This window comes from Streptomyces sp. NPDC038213, from assembly GCF_055600495.1.
In genome coordinates this window covers 38,023-58,259 of sequence record NZ_JBVJYM010000001.1, presented here as the reverse complement: position 1 = coordinate 58,259, position 20,237 = coordinate 38,023, and the positions used below count along the sequence as shown (strand labels likewise).

Sequence of the window (20,237 nt, the reverse complement as noted above, 5' to 3'; positions counted from 1 at the left end):
ACGCCGGACGCTATTGGTCTGGACCAGGGCGGTCAAGAGCCCCGGGCGGGCCGCGGCAGGGCGCGCGGGCCGGATTCCTTGATCGCTGTACCCTCGGCGGTGGTTTGGGCAGGGGGCGCTCATCACTTCGAGTGAAACTTTGGCCTTTGCTTGCGGCGCTCAACCGTCGGTTGCCAGTCTGTTGCTGTCTGTCAACCTGATGGGAGTGCCCGTGACTTTCGGTGAGCAGCCGGCCTACCTGCGCGTCGCAGGGGATCTGCGGCGCAAGATCGTCGACGGCTCCCTGCCTCCGCATGCCCGGCTGCCCTCGCAGGCCCGGATCCGCGAGGAGTACGGGGTCTCCGACACGGTGGCGCTGGAGGCCCGCAAGGTGCTCATGGCGGAGGGCCTCGTGGAGGGCCGCTCCGGCTCGGGCACGTACGTGCGCGAGCGCCCGGTGCCCCGCCGGGTGGCCCGCTCCGGGTACCGCTCGGGCGGCACCTCGACCCCCTTCCGCCAGGAGCAGGCCGACGGCGCCGCCCGCGGCACCTGGGAGTCCCGCAGCGAGCAGACCGGGGCCCCGGCGGCCATCGCCGCGCGGCTCGGCATCGAGCCCGGCGACCGCGTGATGTGCACGCGGTACGTCTTCCGCGACGCGGGCGAGGCCATGATGCTCTCCACCTCCTGGGAGCCGCTGTCCGTGACCGGGCGGACCCCCGTGATGCTCCCCGAGGAGGGGCCGCTGGGCGGCTGCGGGGTCGTGGACCGGATGGCCGCCATCGACGTCGTGGTGGACAACGTGGTCGAGGAGGTCGGCGCGCGCCCCGGGCTGGCGGAGGAGATCCTCACGCTCGGCGGGGTCCCGGGACACGTGGTCCTGGTCATCGGGCGGACGTACTTCGCCTCGGGCCGCGCCGTGGAGACCGCCGACGTGGTCGTCCCCGCGGACCGCTACCGCGTCTCGTACCACCTGCCCGTCAGATAGCCGGCGGCGCAGGCCGCCGCCGGGACGGTCCGGCCCGCCGCGCCGCACCCGCACACCCCCTGCGCCGGGGGTCCCGGAGCTCAGCCGAGCTCCCGGACCCCCGGCGCTGCTGTGCGCCCCCCCCTTGCGACCCCGGCACACGGCGCACGCGCGCCGCGCCCGTACGCATGGCCGAATGCGTACGCCGGCAGGTACCTCTTCGTGAAAACCCGTATCCGCTCCGTGAAGGTCGGGCGTAAGCTCAGGCATATGCGTCATGCGATTTCCTGGGCGAGTACGTCGGCGGAGGGTGAAGCGCGATGAACGACAGCGGTGCCGAGCTTCCGTGGCTGGTGATACGGCGCGACGACAACGGCAACCGCTACCGGGTGGGCCGCTACGCCACCCGTACCGAGGCCGAGCAGGTGGCCGACGGCCTCGAAGGGCCCGGACACCACCAGCTGTACTGGGTCGAGCGCCTCGGGCAGGCCGCCTCCGCGAACTGAGACGGGCGGGGCCGGAGCGCGGCGCCGCCCCCGATGAGCACGGCATAGGCTCCGCCCATGACTGAACGAGTGGTCGTGGGCGGAGCCGTCTGCCACGAGGGGCGGCTGCTGGCCGCCCGCCGCACCTCCCCGCCCGAGGTGGCCGGCCGGTGGGAGCTGCCGGGAGGGAAGGCCGAGCCGGGCGAGACCGCGGCCGAGGCCCTGGTCCGCGAGCTCCGCGAGGAACTGGGCGTGGAGACCGAGGCCCTGGAGCGGATCCCGGGGGAGTGGCCCGTGAGACCGGGACTCGTCCTGCACGTGTGGACCGCGCGGCTGCTCGCCGGGGAGCCGGCGGCCCTGGAGGACCACGACGAGCTGCGCTGGCTCGCGCCGGACGAACTGGACTCCGTCGACTGGCTGGAGCAGGACCGCCCGGCAGTGGCGGAGGCCGGCCGCAGGCTGCGCGCCGCGGCGGACTGAGGTCCGCCGCGGCGCCGGGGGTGCGGACCGGCGGCAGGGCCGGACGGCCCGACGTCCGCCGACCCGCACGCCGGACCCGGCGTGCGGCCCGCGCACGGTCGGCGCGCGGGCCCGGGGCGTACGCCGTCAGCGGCGCACGGGACCGGGGGTGTACGCCGTTCGTGCCACAGTGCGCCGGTGGGTGGGTGGCGGGGCGGTACGGCGCCCCGGATATCGGGTATGTCGCTATTAATCCCAATCTCGCCCCCCTGACAAACCGGACTGGGGTCCGCCTGCTGGCCCGGGAAGTGATCGGCGTGATCGATTCCGAATCCGACTGCGCCGACAGCGCGGACATCGCCCAATGGGCTTTCCCCGCGGAGCCCGGCGCCGTCCGCACCGCCCGGCACGCCGTCCGCGGCACCCTGCACTCCTGGGGTCTGGACGCCGTCGGCGATGTCACCGTCCTGCTGGTCAGCGAGCTGGTGACCAACTCCCTGCGGTACGCCTCCGGGCCCATCGGGGTCCGGCTCGTACGGCAGAATTCGGCCACGGAACACTCCGGGCAGCCGCGCGCCCTGCTCGTGGAAGTCTCCGATCCCCTTCCGGATCCGCCCCGGGAACGGGTGGCCGCACCCGATGACGAGGGCGGCCGCGGACTGCACCTGGTGGCCGTCTCCGCCCAGCGCTGGGGCACCCGCCACGGCAAGACGGGCAAGACCGTGTGGTTCGAGTTGGCCCTGCCTGGTGAGTAACACAGTGGAGACGCGGCGGCGATCACGGCGGGCGCACCCCGCGGCACCGCCCGTGACCCCGCCCCGGCCGGGGGGTCGCGGAGGTGGCCTCACAGGGGCGAACGAGACCTTGCTGTGATCGTGGACGCCGTGCCGTCCGTGGCCGCCGTACTGAATACTTCGGTCATGGCCGGTCCGGTTGCGGTGAGCTGGAGGGGACGGTCGCGTGAGCGAGATACCTGCGCAGGCGCAGCATGCCGAAGTGCCCGAAGCGGCCCGAGCGCCTGGTGAACCCGGTGCGCCCGGGACGCCCGTACGGCCCGGTGCGCCCGTACGGCCCGGCGGGCCCGGGTGGCCCGCGGGGGCCGGTGCGCCCCGGGCGGACGGCGCCCCCGGGGCGCCCTGGCGCGAAGCCCTGTGGCACAGCAGTCCGCCCGGCTCCCTCTACGACTACATACGGGTCGCCTCCTTCTCCATCGGACCCGACGGGCTCGTCGACCAGTGGAGCCGCCGCGCCGAGGAGCTCTTCGGCCTGGCCGCCGCCCTGGTCGTCGGACGGGACCCCGTCGAGGCCTTCATGCCGGAGGAACTGCGCGAGGGCGGGCACCGCAAGGTCGCCGAGATCCTCGACGGCAAGGAGTGGACGGGCCTGATCCCCTTCCGGATGCCCTCCGCTCCCGGAGCCGCACCCGGCCCCGAGGCCGTGGCCGAGATCTACGTGATGCCCACCGAGACCGAGGAGGGCGAGCGGGCCGCGCTCTGCGTCGTCGTCGACGTACAGGCCCTGCGCAGCATCGAGTCCGACCTTGCCGCTTCCCAAGCCATATTCGGCCAATCTCCCTTCGGCTTCCTGCTCTTCGGCACCGACCTCACCGTGCAGCGCGCCAACCGCCGCTTCGCCACCGTCTTCGGCGGCGCCGCCGAGGACCACCGCGGCCGCACCGTCCACGACTACCTCCCGCGCCGCGAGGCCGACCGCATGACCGCCGCCCTGCGCCGGGTCCTCGACACCGGCGAGGCCGTCACCGACCTCCAGATCAGCGGGGCCGCCCCCGGCAGCCGCGAGCACCGCCACTGGTCCATCAACCTCTACCGCGTCCACGGGGCCTCCGGCCGCCCCATCGGGGTCGCCGGCATCGGCACCGACGTCACCCGCCGCCACCTCGCCGCCCGCGAGGCCGCCGGGGTCCGCCGCAACCTGGCCCTCCTCAACGAGGCCGGGGCCCGCATCGGCAGCTCCCTCGACCTGGAGACCACCGCCCGCGAACTCCTCGACGTCACCGTCCCCGGCTTCTGCGACCTCGCCGCCGTGGACCTCTACCAGGGGCTCCTCCAGGGCGACGACGACCGGCCGGTCCGCGGCCCCGGCGCGCCCGCCCGGCTCTCGGGCGGCGGCGGCAGCGCCCGGCTGCCCTCCGCCAAGATGCGCCGGGTCGCCTTCGCCAGCGCCGTCTCCGACGCCCCGCTCTCCGGGGCGGGCGGCGGCGCCGCGGGCGGCCCGGCGGCCGGCGCCGGACCGGTGGCCGTCGGCGACACCCACCGCCACCCCGCCACCTCGCCCGCCGCCCTGGCCCTGCGCACCGCCCGGCCGCGGCTGGTCCCGGGCAGCCCCGACGACCTCGTCCAGTCCACCCTGCTCGTCCCGATGGTCGCCCACGACACCGTGGTCGGCCTCGCCCAGTTCTCCCGGACCAAGGGCAGCGAGCCGTTCGGGGAGCGGGACCGGGCCGTGGCCGTCGAACTCGCCTCCCGCGCGGCCGTCTCCATCGACAACGCCCGCCTCTACCGGCGCGAGCACGAGCGCGCCCTGATCCTCCAGCGCAGCCTGCTGCCCCCCGGCGACCCCGAGGCCGCCGGACTCGACATCGCCTGCCGCTACCTCCCCGGCAACGCCGCCACCGAGGTCGGCGGGGACTGGTTCGACGTCATCGAGCTGCCCGGCCACCGCACGGCGCTCGTCGTCGGCGACGTCATGGGCCGCGGGCTGCGGGCCGCGGTCGCCATGGGGGAGCTGCGGACGGCCGTACGGACCCTGGCGCTGCTCGACCTGGAGCCCGCCGAGGTGCTCACCGCCCTGGACGAGGTGGCCCGCGGGCTCGGCGGCGGGAACTCCCGTACCGGCGGGCGCGAGGGCGCCGGTACGGGCCGCCGGGGCGGGGCGGGCCGCGGCGGTACGGGCGAGCACGACGCGGCCGAGGTCTACCTCGCGACCTGCGTGTACGCCGTCTACGACCCCGTGACCCGCCGCTGCACCATCGCCAACGCCGGCCACATGCCGCCCGTACTCGCCGAACCCGGCGGCAGCGGCGCCCTGCTGCTCGAAGTGCCGCCCGGGATGCCGCTGGGCGTGGGCGGCGAACCCTTCGAGGAGGTGGAGGTCGAACTGCCCGAGGGGGCCCTGCTCGGCCTCTACACCGACGGGCTCGTCGAATCCCGCGAGTACACCCTCGACGAGGGGCTGCGCGGGCTGCGCGCGGCGCTCGCCGCACCGGCGCGGTCGCTGGAGGACGTGTGCGACCACGTCCTCGACAGCCTGGAGACCCGGCACGGCGAGGACGACATCGCCCTGCTGATGGCCCGGATCCAGGGGCTGCCGGCGGACGCCGTCGGCGACTGGCAGTTGCCGAGGGAGGCGCGGTCGGTGGGACGGGCCCGGGAGCTGGCCCGGACCCGGCTGCTCGCCTGGGGGCTGGAGGGGCTGGTCGACACCACCGAACTGCTGGTCAGCGAACTGGTCACCAACGCCCTGCGGTACGGGGAGGGGGAGATCAGACTCCGGCTGCTGCTGGACCGGACGCTGGTGTGCGAGGTCTGGGACGCGGGGCTGGTGCAGCCGCGGCGGCGGCGGGCCCGGGACACGGACGAGGGCGGGCGGGGGCTGCAGCTGGTGCAGCTGCTCAGTGCGGGGTGGGGGGCGCGGCGGACGCACCGGGGGAAGACGGTGTGGTTCGAGCTGCCGTTGCCGTCCGCGGGGGCGGCGGAGATGGGGGCGGAGCTGTCCGCCGAGCAGCTGCTGAGCATGTACGGCTGACGGGGGGGCGGCCTGCACCCCGGCCTCCGGGGCTCGCACCCCCGGCCCCCGGGGGCTCCGCCCCCGGACCCCCGCGCCTCAAGCGCCGGCGGGGCTGGATTGGGCCGGGGTGGTATCGGCTTTGGCGGGTTGGGGTTGCCCCGGGCGGGCTGGGATCGGCCCGGCGGATAGGGATGGGTCCGGTCGGGCCGTGGGCGGGTCAGGCTGCCCGGTTGGATTTCAGGGCGGCCAGGCGGGATTCGATCTCCGTGGTGCGGTCCAGGTCGTCCAGGGACTCGAACTGGGCGTCCAGGGACGAGGCCGCCAGTTCCGTGCGGCCCATCGCTCGGGCCTCCTCGCGGCGGACCTTGTCCTCGAAGCGGTGCAGTTCGCTCGTAGGGTCCATGACGTCGATGTTCTTCACCGCGTCCAGCATCGTGTTCTGCGCCTGCGCCGTCTTCGCACGGGCGACCAGCTCGTCGCGCTTGGACTGGAGTTCCGAGAGCTTCGCCCTCATCGAGTCCAGGCCGGACTTCAGGCCGGCCACGACCTCGGTCTGCGCGGCGATGGTCGGCTCCGCCGTCGCCGCCTCCTTCTCCGACTGGAGCTGGCGGCCCAGCGCGACCTTGGCCAGGTTGTCGAAGGTGTCCGCCTCGGCCGCCGAGCCGGCGGCCCGCAGGTCGTCGGCGCGCCTGCTCGCGGCCAGGGCCTTCGTACCCCACCCGGCCGCCGCGTCCACGTCCTCCTGGTGGTCCTGTTCGAGCATCCGGAGGTTGCCGATGGTGGTGGCCACCGCCTGCTCCGCCTCCGAGATGTTGTTCGTGTAGTCCCGGATCAGCTGGTCCAGCATCTTCTGCGGGTCCTCCGCCTGGTCCAGCAGGGCGTTGATGTTGGCCTTCGCGAGCTGGGTGACCCGGCCGAGGATGGTCTGCTTGCTCATGTGCGCGTTCTCCAGGGAGGGATGGGGAGGGGCTGAGGGAGGAGGGTGGGTCAGAAGCGGCCGCCGCCGCTCATGCGGCCGCGGGTGCCGCCGCCGCCGAAGGAGCCGGGGGATCCCCCGCCGAAGCTGCCGCCCGAACCGAAGCCGCCGGTACCGCCCCCGCCGCGGCCCATGAGCTCGCCGAGGATGATGCCGCCGAGGACCGCGCCGCCCATGCCGCCGCCGCCCCCGCGCCGGCCGGGGCCGTACGGGTTGCGGTAGCCGGCCACGTCCTGCTCGGCCAGCTCCTGGGCCTGGCGGGCCAGCGCGTGCGCCTGCTGGGCCTCGGAGAGGGCGCCCTGCGGGTCCTGGCCGGCGAGGGCGCCGGAGCGCTCCAGGTGGCGCTGGGCCTCCGCGAGCCGGGTGCGGGCCCGGCTGCCGACCGCGCCGCGGCTGGTCGTGATGTAGTCGGCCGCCGCGCCGATCGCGCTGCGGGCGGTCAGGGCGGCCTGGTCGAGCAGGGCGGCGGCGCGCTGCCGGCCGCTCTCCCGCTCCCGGGCCCCGAGCAGGGCCTCGTCCAGCGCGGCGTCCGCCTCCTCGACCCGGCGCAGGGCGTCGAGGGGGTCGTGGCGGCCGGCCGCGAGCTCCTGCCGTACGTCGGCCAGGACGGACTCCGCGCGGCCGATCCGGCCCCGGAGGTCGGCGGTGGAGACCCCCTCGGGGGTGCCGGTCAGCAGACCGCGGGCGTCCGCGAGGTCGGTGTCGGTCTCGGTGAGGGCGCCGTCGAGCTTCCCGGCGGCCTCGGCCAGCTCCAGGGCTCGCCGCTCCACCGCCGCGACCAGGATCGCCGCCTGGTCCACGGCCCCCTCGGCGGCCCGCACCTGCACGGCGGCGCGGGCGGCGTCCCCGGAGTCCAGGGCCGCGCGGGCCCCTTCCAGGCCGGTCGCGGCGAACAGCAGCCGGTCCTCGGCCTGTTCCACGTTCGAGGCCACGGGGGCGGCCGCCGAGTCCGCGTACCGCCGGGCCAGCGCCGTCAGGGTGGCCGCGGCCGTGCCGGTGCGCCCGGTCAGCTCGCGGTACTGCTCCTCCACCACCGCCAGGGCCTGCGGGGCGTTCTTCTCCAGGGCCCGCAGCCGGTCGAAGTCCGCGGCCTCCGCGTCCAGCCGCCGGTTGGCCTCCGTACAGCGGGCCGTGATCTCCTCCAGCATCCGGCGCCGCACCGCATCGTCCTCCGGGTACGCGTCGTCCAGCTGCTGGCGCAGCCGGAAGGCGTGCGCCAGCTCCTCCTTCGCGTGCGCGAGGGCCGCGGCGAAGGGCTTCGCGGCCTCCTCGCCGAACTGCGCCGTGGCGAAGCCGAGCTCCTCGGTGCTGGTGCGCACCGCGTCGTCCGTCCCGACGAGCAGCGTGCGCGCCTTCGCGTCGAGCTCGGACAGCGGCGGGGCGCCGGGGGCGCCGCCCCAGCCGGCCGGGGAGCCCGTACCGCCGCCGGAGCGCCTGCGGCGGCTGCGGGCGTACGCGTACGCGCCCAGCGCGCCCGCCGCACCGACCGCGACCACCGGCAGGACGTAGTCCCCGGCGCCGCTCTCCGAACCGGCCGGGCCCCCGGGGTCCGCCTCGCCGGGGGTGATCGCGGGCACCGGCACCGTGCGTCCGGCGAGCACCGCGTCGTAGCCCGCGGCCGCGCCGATCGCCGCCCCGGCCCAGTCGTTCTGCCGCAGGGCGGGCTCGACGGCGTTGCGGGCCACGGCCGCGAGCTGCTCCCCGGTGAAACCGGAGTCGGAGGCGGCCGAGTAGGCGTACTGGCGGTCGCCGGTGGCGACGGCCAGCAGGACGTCGTCCTGGCCGAGCCCGTTGCGGGTGGCGGTGGCATCGGCCCAGCTCTGCGGGGACCGGCCGGAGAAGTCGCGTACGTAGGCGACGTACAGCTGGATCCTGCGGTCGGCGTACAGCTTGTCGAGGGCGGCCGCGACCTGCGGCCGGCGCTCGCCCAGGGCGTCGACGCGGTCGGTGATCTGCCCGTCCTTCGACAGGGCGACCGGGTCGTCGGCCCGCGCGGGCGGGGCCAGGGCGGTCTGGGCGGCCTGGACGCCCCCGGCCGCGAGGAGGGCGGCGGAGAGCGCCAGCGCGGCGCGCGCGGATGTCCGGATCCGGGTACGGCTCTTCGGCGGCATCACATTTCGGAGGGTATGACCCGGTTCTGGGGCCCGCGACCGGAGGCGGCCGCCTCGGGCGGGGGCCGGGTGGGGGCGACCGGAGTTGCCGCGGGCGCCGGCGGGCCGCCGTGACCCGGTGCCCGGTGCCCGGTGCCCGGTGCCCGGAGACCGGTGTGACCGCCGTGACCGCCGTGACCGGTGTGACCGCCGTGACCGGCGCCGGAGCGGATCGTTTCCCCGGCATGAAGAAGATCGCCACGGCCGCCGCCCTCGCCGCCGCCGTCCTCGCCCTGGCCTCCCCGGCCCACGCCGACAACGACTCCAACTTCGGCGGCGGCGTCAACGCCGCGAACAACTGGAACTTCACCGCGGCCGCCGTCTGCCTCCAGGAGGTGGCCGTGGCCCCCGCCATGGGCGACTGGGTCGGCGACCACGCCAACAACTGCTCCAACGGCAACGTCATCGACCACTCGGGCCGCTGAGACCCGGCGCGCCCCCGGCCGGACCCGCGCGGGCCCGGCCGGGGGTGGCTGCCTACGACCTACGGGTCGCCGGCCCCCCGGCGCCTGATCTTCGAGCCCAGCCAGACCAGCGGGTCGTACTTCCGGTCCACCGCCCGCTCCTTCAGCGGGATCAGGGCGTTGTCCGTGATCCTGATGCCCTCCGGGCAGACCTCCGTACAGCACTTCGTGATGTTGCAGTAGCCCAGCCCGTGGTCCTCCTGCGCGGACCGCTTGCGGTCCAGGCCCGCCTCCTGCGCCGCGTCCAGCGGGTGCATGTCCAGCTCGGCCACCCGCATCAGGAAGCGCGGCCCCGCGAACGCCGGCTTGTTCTCCTCGTGGTCGCGCACCACATGGCAGGTGTCCTGGCACAGGAAGCACTCGATGCACTTGCGGAACTCCTGCGAGCGGTCCACGTCCACCTGCTGCATCCGGTACTCACCCGGACCCACCCCCGCGGGCGGCACGAACGCCGGCACCTCCAGCGCCTTCTCGTAGTTGAAGGACACGTCGGTCACCAGGTCCCGGACCACCGGGAAGGCCCGCAGCGGGGTCACCGTCACCGTCTCCGACCGGTCGAAGACCGACATCCGCGTCATGCACAGCAGCCGCGGCCGGCCGTTGACCTCGGCGCTGCACGAGCCGCACTTGCCGGCCTTGCAGTTCCAGCGGACCGCGAGGTCCGGGGCCTGGGTGGCCTGGAGCCGGTGGATGATGTCGAGCACCACCTCGCCCTCGTTCACCTCCACCCTGAAGTCGCGCAGCTCTCCGCCCTCCGTGTCGCCGCGCCAGATCCGGAACCCCGCCTCGTACCCGCTCATCCGTACAGCTCCTCTTCGGCGAGGTACTTGACCAGCTCTTCCTTCTCGAACAGGGCCAGCAGATCGGCCCGTACGGGCTCGGTACGGGTGCGCTCCAGCCGGATCCGGTCCGCCGCAGGGTCCGCCGGGACCGGCAGCACCGGCCGGCACAGCAGGTTCACCGGCCGCCAGGACCGCTCCATCGACGGGCAGTCCTCCCGCGTGTGCCCGCCCCGGCTCTCCGTCCGCTCCAGGGCGGCCCGCGCCACGCACTCGCTGACCAGCAGCATGTTCCGCAGGTCGAGGGCCAGGTGCCAGCCCGGGTTGAACTGCCGGTGGCCCTCCACCCCGGCCCGCGCCGCCCGCACCCGCAGTGCCGCCAGCCGCTCCAGGGCCTGCTCCATCTCCCCGGCCCGCCGGATGATTCCGACCAGGTCGTTCATGGTCTGCTGGAGCTCCTGGTGCAGGGTGTACGGGTTCTCCGCCCCGTCCGCCGCGTGGAAGGGGGCCAGCGCCTCCGCGGCCGCCGCGTCCACCGCCGACTGCGCCGCCGCCGGGCGCGCCCCGCCCGCGGCGGCCGCGTGCTGCGCCGCGTGCAGCCCCGCCCGGCGGCCGAAGACCAGCAGGTCGGACAGGGAGTTGCCGCCCAGCCGGTTGGAGCCGTGCATCCCGCCGGCCACCTCGCCCGCCGCGAACAGCCCCGGCACCCCGACCGTGGCCGCCGTCTCCGAGTCCACGGCCACCCCGCCCATCACGTAGTGGCAGGTCGGCCCGACCTCCATCGGCTCGGCCGTGATGTCCACGTCCGCCAGCTCCTTGAACTGGTGGTACATCGACGGCAGCCGGCGCCGGATCCGCTCCGCCGGCATCCGCGTGGACACGTCGAGGAACACCCCGCCGTGCGGGGAGCCCCGACCGGCCTTCACCTCGGAGTTGATCGCCCGCGCCACCTCGTCGCGCGGCAGCAGCTCGGGGGGACGCCGGTTGCGGTCCGGGTCCTCGTACCAGCGGTCGCCCTCCTCCTCCGTCTCCGCGTACTTCTCCTTGAAGACGTCCGGGACGTAGTCGAACATGAACCGCCGGCCCTCGCTGTTGCGCAGCACCCCGCCGTCGCCGCGCACCGACTCGGTGACGAGGATCCCCTTCACCGAGGGCGGCCAGACCATGCCCGTGGGGTGGAACTGCACGAACTCCATGTTGAGCAGCGGGGCCCCGGCCAGCAGTGCCAGCGCGTGCCCGTCGCCCGTGTACTCCCAGGAGTTGGAGGTGGTCTTGAAGGACTTCCCGATCCCGCCGGTGGCCAGCACCACCGCCGGGGCCTCCAGCACGAAGAAGCGCCCGGACTCCCGCTCGTAGCAGAAGGCGCCCGCTACCCGGCCGCCGCCGTCCTGGAGGATCCGGGTGACCGTGCACTCCTGGAAGACCTTCAGCCGGGCCTCGTGGTCCCCGTGCTCCTTCAGGTCCTCCTGCTGGAGCGCGGTGATCTTCTGCTGGAGGGTGCGGATCAGCTCCAGACCGGTGCGGTCGCCCACGTGCGCGAGGCGCGGGTACTCGTGCCCGCCGAAGTTGCGCTGGGAGATCCGCCCGTCGGGGGTGCGGTCGAACAGCGCCCCCCAGGTCTCCAGCTCCCAGACCCGGTCGGGGGCCTCCTTGGCGTGCAGTTCCGCCATCCGCCACTGGTTGAGGAACTTCCCGCCGCGCATGGTGTCGCGGAAGTGCACCTGCCAGTTGTCGCCGCCGTTGACGTTGCCCATCGAGGCGGCGATCCCGCCCTCCGCCATCACCGTGTGGGCCTTGCCGAACAGCGACTTGCAGATCACCGCCGTACGGGCGCCCCGCTCGCGGGCCTCGATCGCAGCCCGCAGCCCGGCCCCGCCGGCCCCGACCACGACCACGTCCCACTGCTGCCGGTCGACTTGGGTCATGTCAGAAGATCCTCGGGTCGGTGAAGGTTCCGGTCGCGAGCAGGTACACGTAGAAGTCGCAGGCGGCCACGCTGACCAGGGAGGCCCAGGCCAGCTGCATGTGGCGGGAGTTGAGCCGTCCCACCCAGCCCCAGAGGCGGTAGCGCACGGGGTGCTTGGAGAAGTGCTTCAGGCGGCCGCCGATGATGTGCCGGCAGGAGTGGCAGGACAGCGTGTAGGCCCAGATCAGCACGGTGTTGGCGAGGAAGACCAGGCTGCCGAGCCCCATGTGCCCCCAGGCGTACTGTGCATCGCGGAAGGTGAGCACGGTGTCGTACGTGAGGATGGCCGCGACCGGGACCGCCGCGTAGAAGAAATAGCGGTGCATGTTCTGGAAGACCAGCGGGAAGCGGGTCTCGCCGGTGTACTTCGCGTGCGGTTCGGCGACCGCGCAGGCGGGGGGCGAGGCCCAGAAGCCCCGGTAGTAGGCCTTGCGGTAGTAGTAGCAGGTCAGCCGGAAGCCGAGCGGGAAGACCAGGATCAGCAGGGCGGGGGACAGGCCCCACCAGCTGCCGAGGAGCTCCCAGTTGGGCCCTCCCTTCATCGGGACGCAGTTCTCCGCCAGGCAGGGGGAGTAGAAGGGCGAGACGTACGGGGCGGCGTAGTAGTCGGCGTTGGCGAAGGCCCGCCAGGTGGAGTAGACGACGAAGGCGAGTAGTCCGGCCGCGGTGGCGGCGGGGGCCAGCCACCAGCGGTCCGTGCGCAGGTGCCGGGCCGCGATGGCGGCCCGGGAGGCCTCGTGGACGCCGGTGCGCCGCGCGGGGTGTTCGGTTCCTGTGGCCAAGTGGGACTCCGGTGAGGAGTGGGCGAAGGGTGCGCAGGAAGTTCGCAGCGGGGAGGGGGCGGGGGCAGGGGGCTGGTCAGGGGGCGCGGCGGCCGCGGGCGCCGAGCCCCTCGTCGTCGGAGTCCGTCCACAGGGTGCTGTCGTACGGGGTGTCCGGTACGGGGACCATCACGGCGGGGCCGGGGTGCTGCGGGGCGCCGGGGCGGCGCGGGGCCGGGCGGGCGGCCTCCCGCTCCAGCTGCTCGACCTTCTGCGCCAGGGCGTCGAGACGGCGGTGTACGGCGTCCAGATCGTCTTGCAGGGACATGACTTGCCCTCACTTCCGCGAGTTGCGGTGGCAACGCTCATGTGCGCCTGAGAGTGTCGCGCCTCCCGTCCCCGGTTGTGAAGGGACGTGCACCGATTCCGGGCGTGCAGACGCGTCCCGTGCGCCCCTCCCGGCTCCCCTTCCGTCCCCCTCGTGAGGGAGCGCCCCGGGCGTCCCTCCGGTACCGGGGGCGGTTGGTCCGCACGGGTGGGCTTGGCGGCGTGGCGCGTGCGACGTCCGGCGGGCGGGGCGGGGGGCCGGTTTCAGTGGGCGGTGTCACCAGTGTGATCAGCTCCATATACCGCCATCCGTGATCAAGCACGGCCCGCCCGGAGGTGCCCCCCATGCCCCAGCGAAGGCGCAGGTCCCTTGCGCTCCTCACGTCGGGAGTCCTCGCGCTGCCGCTGCTCGCGGGCTGCGGCTCGGGGGAGGACTCGGCCGGGCCCGTGACCGCGCCGCAGGACGTCCGGGCCACGGTCCGGGAGCGGGTGGCCGACGGCGGGGTGCTCCGCTGGGCGGTCGACTCCCTCCCGCCGACCCTGAACGCCTTCCAGGCGGACGCGGACGCCACCACCTCCCGGATCGCGGGGGCCGTGCTGCCGGCCCTGTTCACCCTGGACCGGCGCGGCCGCCCGGTCGCGAACCCGGACTACCTGGAGAAGGCCGAGGTCGTCGACACCGAGCCGCAGCAGGTGGTGCTGTACAAGCTGAACCAGCAGGCGGTGTGGAGCGACGGCCGGGAGATCGGCGCCCCCGACTTCGTCGCCCAGTGGCGGGCCCTGAACGGCCGGGACTCGGCGTACTGGACGGCCCGCAACGCCGGCTACGAGCGGATCGAGAAGATCGAGCGCGGGGCGAACGACCTGGAGGTCAAGGTCACCTTCGCGAAGCCGTACGCCGACTGGCAGTCGCTGTTCACCCCGCTCTACCCCAAGCAGGTCACCGGCACCCCCGAGGCCTTCAACGAGGGGGCCCGTACCGCCCTGAAGGTCACCGCCGGGCCCTTCGCCCTCGGCGCGACCGACAAGAAGAACGCCACGGTCGCCCTGACCCGCAGCCCGCGCTGGTGGGGCGCCCCCGCCAAGCTCGACACGCTGGTGCTGGCCGCGGTCCCGCGGGAGCGGCGCGCCGCCGCCCTCGCCGCCGGGACCGTGGACCTCGCCGAGACCGACCGGGCGGGCGCCGAGCGGATCGCGGCGGCGGCCCGGGAGGCCCGCCGCCCGGCGGCCGGCCCGCCCGCGGCCCGCGGCGCGGCGGCGGGCAGCGCGGCGGCGAAGGCCCTGCGGTCCTGGGCCGTGGCCCACGGCTCGGCCCCCGGGCAGGCGGCGCAGGAGCTGGCGCTGCGCAAGCGCAATGCGGAGGCGGCCCGCCGGTACGCGAGCGAGCAGAGCGCCCTGCGCGGCTACGAGGTCCGCAAGTCCCTGGAGCCCGCGTACACGCAGCTGGCGCTCAACGGGGCCGCCGGTCCGCTGGCCGACGAGCGGGTGCGGCGGGCCGTGGCCCGGGCCCTGGACCGGCAGGCCCTGGCCGAGGTGGTGCTGAAGCCGCTAGGCCTGCCGGCCGCTCCGGTGGGCAGCCACCTGGCCCTGGCGGGCCAGCGGGTGTACGCGGACAACAGCGGGGCCCTCGGCGGCCAGGACGCCCGGGCGGCGCAGGCGCTGCTCGCGGACGCGGGCTGGCGCCGGGGCGCCCCGCTGGCCACGGCCCCGAAGGACGCCCGGGCGGGCTCCGAGACCGCGGCCCGGGACGATTCGAAGACCCCGGCGGGCGGCTCCGGGCGCGGCGACGGCACCGGGAACGACGGGCTGTACATCGTCGGCGACGAGGACGGCGCCAACGGGGACCGGTCGGGCGGCCCGTACGGCGAGGCCTACGGGTACGCGGACGCGGCCGGCGCCGCCGACGGCGAGGTCGTCGACGCGGACACCGCCGCCGAGCGCCGGGGCGGCCCGGCCGTGATGGTCCCGGCCCCGCTGGCCGCCGCGCAGGGCGGCGCCCTGCGCGACCAGGCGGCGCAGCTGGCCGGGGGCGCGCTGGACGGGGGCGCGCTGGACGACGGCAAGAAGTCGGCCGACGAGGGGGCCGCGGCCCCGCGGGCCGCCGCCCCGCAGGCCTCCCAGGCCCCCGGGCCCGCCCCCCAGTCCCGTACCTCCGGGGCCCGGCTGGCCAAGGACGGCAAGGCGCTGACCCTGCGCTTCGTCCTGCCGTCCGGGCCGGGCTCGGAGCCGCTGCGGGCGGTGGGGGAGCGGATCGCGCAGATGCTGGAGCGGATCGGGGTCGGCACGGAGCTGACCAAGGTCGCGGACGACAGCTTCTTCAAGGACCACATCGCCTCGGGCCAGTACGACCTGGCGCTGTACTCCTGGCCCGCCTCGGCCTTCCCCGCCACCGACGCCCGGCCGATCTTCGCGAAGCCGGAGCCGGCGGCGGACGGCTCGCTGCTGGTGGAGCAGAACTACACCCGGGTCGGCACCGACCACATCGACCAGCTGTTCGACCAGGCCCTCGGGGAGCTGGACGCGGAGCAGTCGAAGGAGCTCATGCGCAAGGCGGACGCCCGGATCTGGGCGGCGGCCGGCTCCATCCCCCTCTACCAGCGGCCCGAGATCGTCGCGGTGAAGAAGGGTGTGGTCAACGCGGGCGCCTTCGGCCTCGGCACCCCCCGCTATCAGGACATCGGCTGGAAGAAGCCGTCTGCCGGACCTGCCGGGCAGAAGCAGTGAAGACGGGGTGAAGGCCCCGGGGAGGCTCCCCGGGCAAGCTCAGATGTGGCTCAAAATCCTTGCCCGCCGGCGATCCCGGCGGGCAGGGTTCGTTCCACCCATTGACCCGGAGTCCGCGGCCCCCTCCTGCCGCCGGGCCCCTCCGCTCCCCCTCCGCGCCGGCGGATGCGCCACCCCCGCCCGGAACCCCTCCGGACCTGCGCCTCCGTACCCCCCGAGACCTCCCCGGACCCCGGCGGGCGCGGGCCGCGAACCCGCGCGCAACGGGCCGCGAACACCCGGCGACACCCCGGTGAAACTCCAGTCGCCCGGCCTCTTGACAGCCCCCCGGCAGGCGGTTCCCGCCATCACGCGTACGATGGGGTAAGGCCGTGGCAGGTTTTCCGCCCGGCGGGCTCGCGTGCCGGACCGTACGCGACGCCAATCCACGATCCGGGAGAAGCGCCGAAGTATGCCCACGCGCCACGATATTCGTAACGTCGCCATCGTCGCCCACGTCGACCACGGCAAGACGACCATCGTCGACGCCATGCTCAAGCAGGCCGGTGCCTTCGCCGCCCACCAGCAGCTCGACGACCGCATGATGGACTCGAACGACCTGGAGCGTGAGAAGGGCATCACGATCCTCGCCAAGAACACGGCGGTGAAGTACCACCCCAAGGACGGCGGGGCGCCCATCACGATCAACATCATCGACACCCCCGGCCACGCCGACTTCGGTGGCGAGGTCGAGCGCGGCCTGTCGATGGTCGACGCGGTCGTCCTGCTCGTGGACGCGTCCGAGGGTCCGCTGCCGCAGACCCGCTTCGTGCTCCGCAAGGCCCTCCAGCAGCGCAAGCCGGTCATCCTCTGCATCAACAAGACGGACCGCCCGGACTCCCGGATCGACGAGGTCGTCAACGAGACGTACGACCTCTTCCTCGACCTGGACGCCGACGAGGACCAGATCGAGTTCCCGATCGTCTACGCCTGCGGCCGTGACGGCATCGCCTCGCTGACCAAGCCGGAGGACGGCACCGTCCCCGCCGACAGCGAGAACCTGGAGCCGTTCTTCTCGGCGATCCTCGAGCACGTCCCGGCCCCGGTGTACGACGAGTCCGCCCCGCTCCAGGCCCACGTCACCAACCTGGACGCCGACAACTTCCTCGGCCGCATCGCGCTGCTCCGCGTCGAGCAGGGCGAGCTGCGCAAGGGCCAGACGGTCGCGTGGATCAAGCGCGACGGCTCGGTCTCCAACGTCCGCATCACCGAGCTGATGATGACCGAGGCCCTGACCCGCAAGCCGGCCGAGGTGGCGGGCCCCGGTGACATCTGCGCCGTGGCCGGCATCCCCGACATCATGATCGGCGAGACCCTGGCCGACCCGGAGAACCCGATCGCCCTCCCGCTGATCACGGTGGACGAGCCGGCCATCTCCATGACCATCGGCACCAACACCTCCCCGCTGGTCGGCCGCGGCGGCACCGGCAAGGGCGCCGACGCCAAGGCCGCGGTCAAGGACCGCAAGGTCACCGCCCGCCAGGTCAAGGACCGCCTCGACCGCGAGCTCATCGGCAACGTCTCCCTGCGCGTGCTCGAGACCGAGCGCCCGGACGCCTGGGAGGTCCAGGGCCGCGGTGAGCTCGCGCTCGCCATCCTGGTCGAGCAGATGCGCCGCGAGGGCTTCGAGCTGACCATCGGCAAGCCCCAGGTCGTCACCCGCGAGGTCGACGGCAAGACCCACGAGCCCGTCGAGCGCATGACCATCGACGTGCCCGAGGAGCACATGGGCGCGGTCACGCAGCTCATGGGCGTCCGCAAGGGCCGCATGGACAACATGTCCAACCACGGCTCCGGCTGGGTCCGCATGGAGTTCGTCGTCCCGTCCCGCGGCCTCATCGGCTTCCGTACGGAGTTCCTGACCCAGACCCGCGGCACCGGCATCGCGCACTCGATCCACGAGGGCCACGAGCCGTGGTTCGGCCAGCTCCAGACCCGCAACAACGGCTCCCTGGTCGCCGACCGCGCCGGTGCGGTCACCGCCTTCGCGATGACCAACCTCCAGGAGCGCGGCGTGCTGTTCACCGACCCCGGCACCGAGGTGTACGAGGGCATGATCGTCGGCGAGAACTCGCGCTCCGACGACATGGACGTGAACATCACCAAGGAGAAGAAGCTCACGAACATGCGCTCCTCCTCCGCCGACTCCTTCGAGGCGATCGTCCCGCCGCGCAAGCTCTCGCTGGAGCAGTCCCTGGAGTTCTGCCGCGACGACGAGTGCGTCGAGGTGACCCCGGAGGCCGTGCGCATCCGCAAGGTCGTCCTGGACCAGAAGGAGCGTTCGCGCACCGCCTCGCGCGCCAAGCGCTAGGCTGCACGCGCGTCGAGCACGCGCGTTGTTCTTCTCACAGCCCGCCCCCGGTACGGATCCGTACCGGGGGCGGGCTGTTCACGTTTGTCAAACGGATTGTTGCATTCACTTGTCCGACTATCGAGCGTCACGCTCCGGAACGTGCGCTAACCGTCCGTTTCGGGTGTGTCTGTCTGTGATCCATATGTCCGGATTTCGGTTTTCGGCCCCTGATTGATGTTGTGAAAACGAGACCACTTAAGTGTGGTTTACGGTCTGGCGGTCCCCGAGGATGGCTCCATTGAGCTCGGGTCAATGGGTCAAGCGCTGTGGGGAGCGCCGACTCACGAGCACACTCGGGACACCGGTCCAACTCGCCGTCAGGGGTGTCGGCGAACGGTCCACGTCCCTCATGTCGAACAGTGGACTCATGAGGAGGAAACCCATGCGTGGTGCCAAGAGCGCCAAGTGGGTGTCGGGCGCGATCGTCGTCGCCCTGGCCGCTACCGCCTGTGGCGGCAGCAAGGACGAGAGCAAGCCGGAGGGCGCCGGCAAGGGCACCTTCAGCCTGAACATCGCCGAGCCCAAGCGACTGGTCCCCCAGTCGGCGACCGAGTCCGGCGGTTCGCAGGTCCTTTCCGGCCTGTTCACCCCGCTGGTCGAGTTCGACGCGAAGAACCAGCCGGTGCTGGCGGCCGCGGAGTCCATCGAGACCAAGGACAACAAGGTCTGGACGATCAAGCTCAAGGACGCGACCTGGCACGACAACACCAAGGTCACCGCCAAGGACTACGTCGCCGCCTGGAACTGGGGCGCCTACGGCCCCAACGCCGCTGACGGCAACTACTTCTTCGCCACGATCGACGGCTACGAGGCCATGAACCCGGCCGACCCGGACGGCGAGGAGGGCCCGAAGAAGGCCCCCGAGCCCACGGCCAAGGAGCTGAAGGGCCTGAAGGCCCTGGACGACAAGACCATCGAGGTCACGCTGTCCGCTCCGTTCGCGGGCTACAAGTCCGTCCTCGGCTACACCGTCTTCTACCCGATGCCGGCCTCTGCGATCGCCGACATCAAGAAGTACGAGGAAGCCCCCATCGGCCAGGGCCCGTTCCAGATGGACGGCAAGTGGGACCACGACAAGGCCATCAAGGTCAAGGCGTTCCCCGGCTACAAGCTCGGTGACAAGCCGAAGGTCGACGGCGTCGAGTTCCGGATCTACCAGGACCAGAACACCGCGTACAACGACCTGCTGGCCAACAACCTCGACGTCGTGGACCAGATCCCGACCGAGGTCATGGGCACCGCGCCCACCGAGCTGGGCGACCGCTTCAAGACCTCGCCGGCGTCCACCTTCCAGTTCGTCGCCTTCCCGACGTACGACAAGAAGTTCTCGGACCCGCGCGTGCGCAAGGCCATCTCCATGGCCATCAACCGCGACGAGATCATCAAGGTCGTCTTCCAGGGCTCGCAGTCCTCGGCCGACGCCTTCGTCTCCCCGGTCGTGAGCGGCTACCGCAAGGGCGCCTGCGGCGAGGCCTGCAAGTTCGACCCGGTTGCCGCCAAGAAGCTCCTCACCGAGGCCGGCGGCATCGAGGGCAACAAGATCAACATCGGCCACAACGCCGATGGCGGTCACGAGCAGTGGATCAACGCCACCTGCGACCAGCTGAAGAAGAACCTCGGCATCGAGTGCGTCGGCACCGCGGTCCCGAAGTTCGCCGAGCTGCTCAAGCAGGTCGAGGAGAAGAAGTTCTCCGGCATGTTCCGCATGGGCTGGATCATGGACTACCCGTCCATGGAGAACTACCTCGGCCCGCTGTACTCCACCGGTGGTTCCTCCAACTACTACGGCTACAGCAACAAGGAGTTCGACAAGCTGGTCCAGGAGGGCCGCGAGGCGAGCACCGAGGCTGAGGCCATGGGCAAGTGGCAGATCGCCGAGGACATCCTCGCGAAGGACGTCCCCGTGATCCCGCTGCGCTTCGGCAAGAACGTCTTCGGTCACTCGACCAAGGTCAAGAACGTCGAGCTGAACCTGTTCAACCAGGTCGAGCTCACCAAGGTCGAGAAGTCCTGACCGACGACTAAGTCGTCGTCGCAGAACCACAGCAGGGCTTGACGGCGGGG

15 protein-coding genes are annotated in these 20,237 nt (G+C 73.2%); 9 read left to right on the top strand and 6 right to left on the bottom strand.

Translation table 11 applies throughout. The features are described from left to right. Positions 1-211: 211 nt before the first annotated feature. The 5 genes from ACZ7JZ_RS00265 (at position 212) to ACZ7JZ_RS00245 (ending at position 5,652) form a co-directional block, all read left to right on the top strand. Positions 212-964 (top strand): GntR family transcriptional regulator, encoded by a 753-nt coding sequence (locus ACZ7JZ_RS00265; protein WP_470931551.1) that lies wholly within the window; start codon positions 212-214, stop codon positions 962-964. 299 nt (positions 965-1,263) lie between these two features. After that, positions 1,264-1,449: an SPOR domain-containing protein gene (locus tag ACZ7JZ_RS00260; protein WP_470931549.1), complete on the top strand. Its 186-nt coding sequence runs from the start codon at positions 1,264-1,266 to the stop codon at positions 1,447-1,449. 57 nt (positions 1,450-1,506) lie between these two features. Continuing rightward, positions 1,507-1,908, top strand: coding sequence for a (deoxy)nucleoside triphosphate pyrophosphohydrolase (locus ACZ7JZ_RS00255; protein ID WP_470931547.1), 402 nt, complete (start codon positions 1,507-1,509; stop codon positions 1,906-1,908). Between the two features lie 287 nt (positions 1,909-2,195). Further along, a complete protein-coding gene (locus ACZ7JZ_RS00250; protein ID WP_470931545.1) occupies positions 2,196-2,642 on the top strand; it encodes an ATP-binding protein in 447 nt (148 codons plus the stop codon). Between the two features lie 394 nt (positions 2,643-3,036). Continuing rightward, a complete protein-coding gene (locus ACZ7JZ_RS00245; protein ID WP_470932401.1) occupies positions 3,037-5,652 on the top strand; it encodes a SpoIIE family protein phosphatase in 2,616 nt (871 codons plus the stop codon). Between the two features lie 199 nt (positions 5,653-5,851). Here ACZ7JZ_RS00245 and ACZ7JZ_RS00240 read toward each other — a convergent pair whose 3' ends face one another. Together ACZ7JZ_RS00240 and ACZ7JZ_RS00235 are read right to left on the bottom strand one after the other, a co-directional pair. Beyond that, positions 5,852-6,571 (bottom strand): PspA/IM30 family protein, encoded by a 720-nt coding sequence (locus ACZ7JZ_RS00240; protein ID WP_470931543.1) that lies wholly within the window; start codon positions 6,569-6,571, stop codon positions 5,852-5,854. A gap of 50 nt (positions 6,572-6,621) precedes the next feature. Next, positions 6,622-8,721 (bottom strand): TPM domain-containing protein, encoded by a 2,100-nt coding sequence (locus ACZ7JZ_RS00235; RefSeq protein WP_470932399.1) that lies wholly within the window; start codon positions 8,719-8,721, stop codon positions 6,622-6,624. 224 nt (positions 8,722-8,945) lie between these two features. Between ACZ7JZ_RS00235 and ACZ7JZ_RS00230 the strand changes: the two genes are divergently transcribed. Beyond that, a complete protein-coding gene (locus ACZ7JZ_RS00230; protein WP_470932397.1) occupies positions 8,946-9,185 on the top strand; it encodes a hypothetical protein in 240 nt (79 codons plus the stop codon). 59 nt (positions 9,186-9,244) lie between these two features. Here ACZ7JZ_RS00230 and ACZ7JZ_RS00225 read toward each other — a convergent pair whose 3' ends face one another. The 4 genes from ACZ7JZ_RS00225 to ACZ7JZ_RS00210 form a co-directional block, all read right to left on the bottom strand. Beyond that, the gene (locus ACZ7JZ_RS00225; RefSeq protein WP_470931541.1) at positions 9,245-10,024 is read right to left on the bottom strand and encodes a succinate dehydrogenase/fumarate reductase iron-sulfur subunit; all 780 of its coding nucleotides are present in this window, start codon (positions 10,022-10,024) and stop codon (positions 9,245-9,247) included. Then, positions 10,021-11,928 (bottom strand): fumarate reductase/succinate dehydrogenase flavoprotein subunit, encoded by a 1,908-nt coding sequence (locus ACZ7JZ_RS00220; RefSeq protein WP_470931539.1) that lies wholly within the window; start codon positions 11,926-11,928, stop codon positions 10,021-10,023. Before ACZ7JZ_RS00220 ends, ACZ7JZ_RS00225 begins: the two co-directional genes overlap by 4 nt. A 1-nt stretch (position 11,929) precedes the next feature. After that, on the bottom strand, positions 11,930-12,751 hold the full coding sequence (locus ACZ7JZ_RS00215) for a hypothetical protein (RefSeq protein ID WP_470931537.1): 822 nt from the start codon (positions 12,749-12,751) through the stop codon (positions 11,930-11,932). A gap of 76 nt (positions 12,752-12,827) precedes the next feature. Beyond that, on the bottom strand, positions 12,828-13,058 hold the full coding sequence (locus tag ACZ7JZ_RS00210; RefSeq protein WP_470931535.1) for a hypothetical protein: 231 nt from the start codon (positions 13,056-13,058) through the stop codon (positions 12,828-12,830). Between the two features lie 344 nt (positions 13,059-13,402). Between ACZ7JZ_RS00210 and ACZ7JZ_RS00205 the strand changes: the two genes are divergently transcribed. From ACZ7JZ_RS00205 to ACZ7JZ_RS00195, 3 genes are all read left to right on the top strand, one after another. Next, the gene (locus ACZ7JZ_RS00205; protein ID WP_470931533.1) at positions 13,403-15,781 is read left to right on the top strand and encodes an ABC transporter substrate-binding protein; all 2,379 of its coding nucleotides are present in this window, start codon (positions 13,403-13,405) and stop codon (positions 15,779-15,781) included. Between the two features lie 451 nt (positions 15,782-16,232). Beyond that, the gene (gene typA / locus ACZ7JZ_RS00200) at positions 16,233-18,131 is read left to right on the top strand and encodes a translational GTPase TypA (RefSeq protein WP_470931531.1); all 1,899 of its coding nucleotides are present in this window, start codon (positions 16,233-16,235) and stop codon (positions 18,129-18,131) included. Between the two features lie 424 nt (positions 18,132-18,555). Continuing rightward, positions 18,556-20,187 carry a peptide ABC transporter substrate-binding protein gene (locus tag ACZ7JZ_RS00195; protein WP_470931529.1) on the top strand — a complete coding sequence of 544 codons (1,632 nt, stop codon included), beginning with the start codon at positions 18,556-18,558 and terminating at the stop codon, positions 20,185-20,187. Positions 20,188-20,237: the final 50 nt, after the last annotated feature.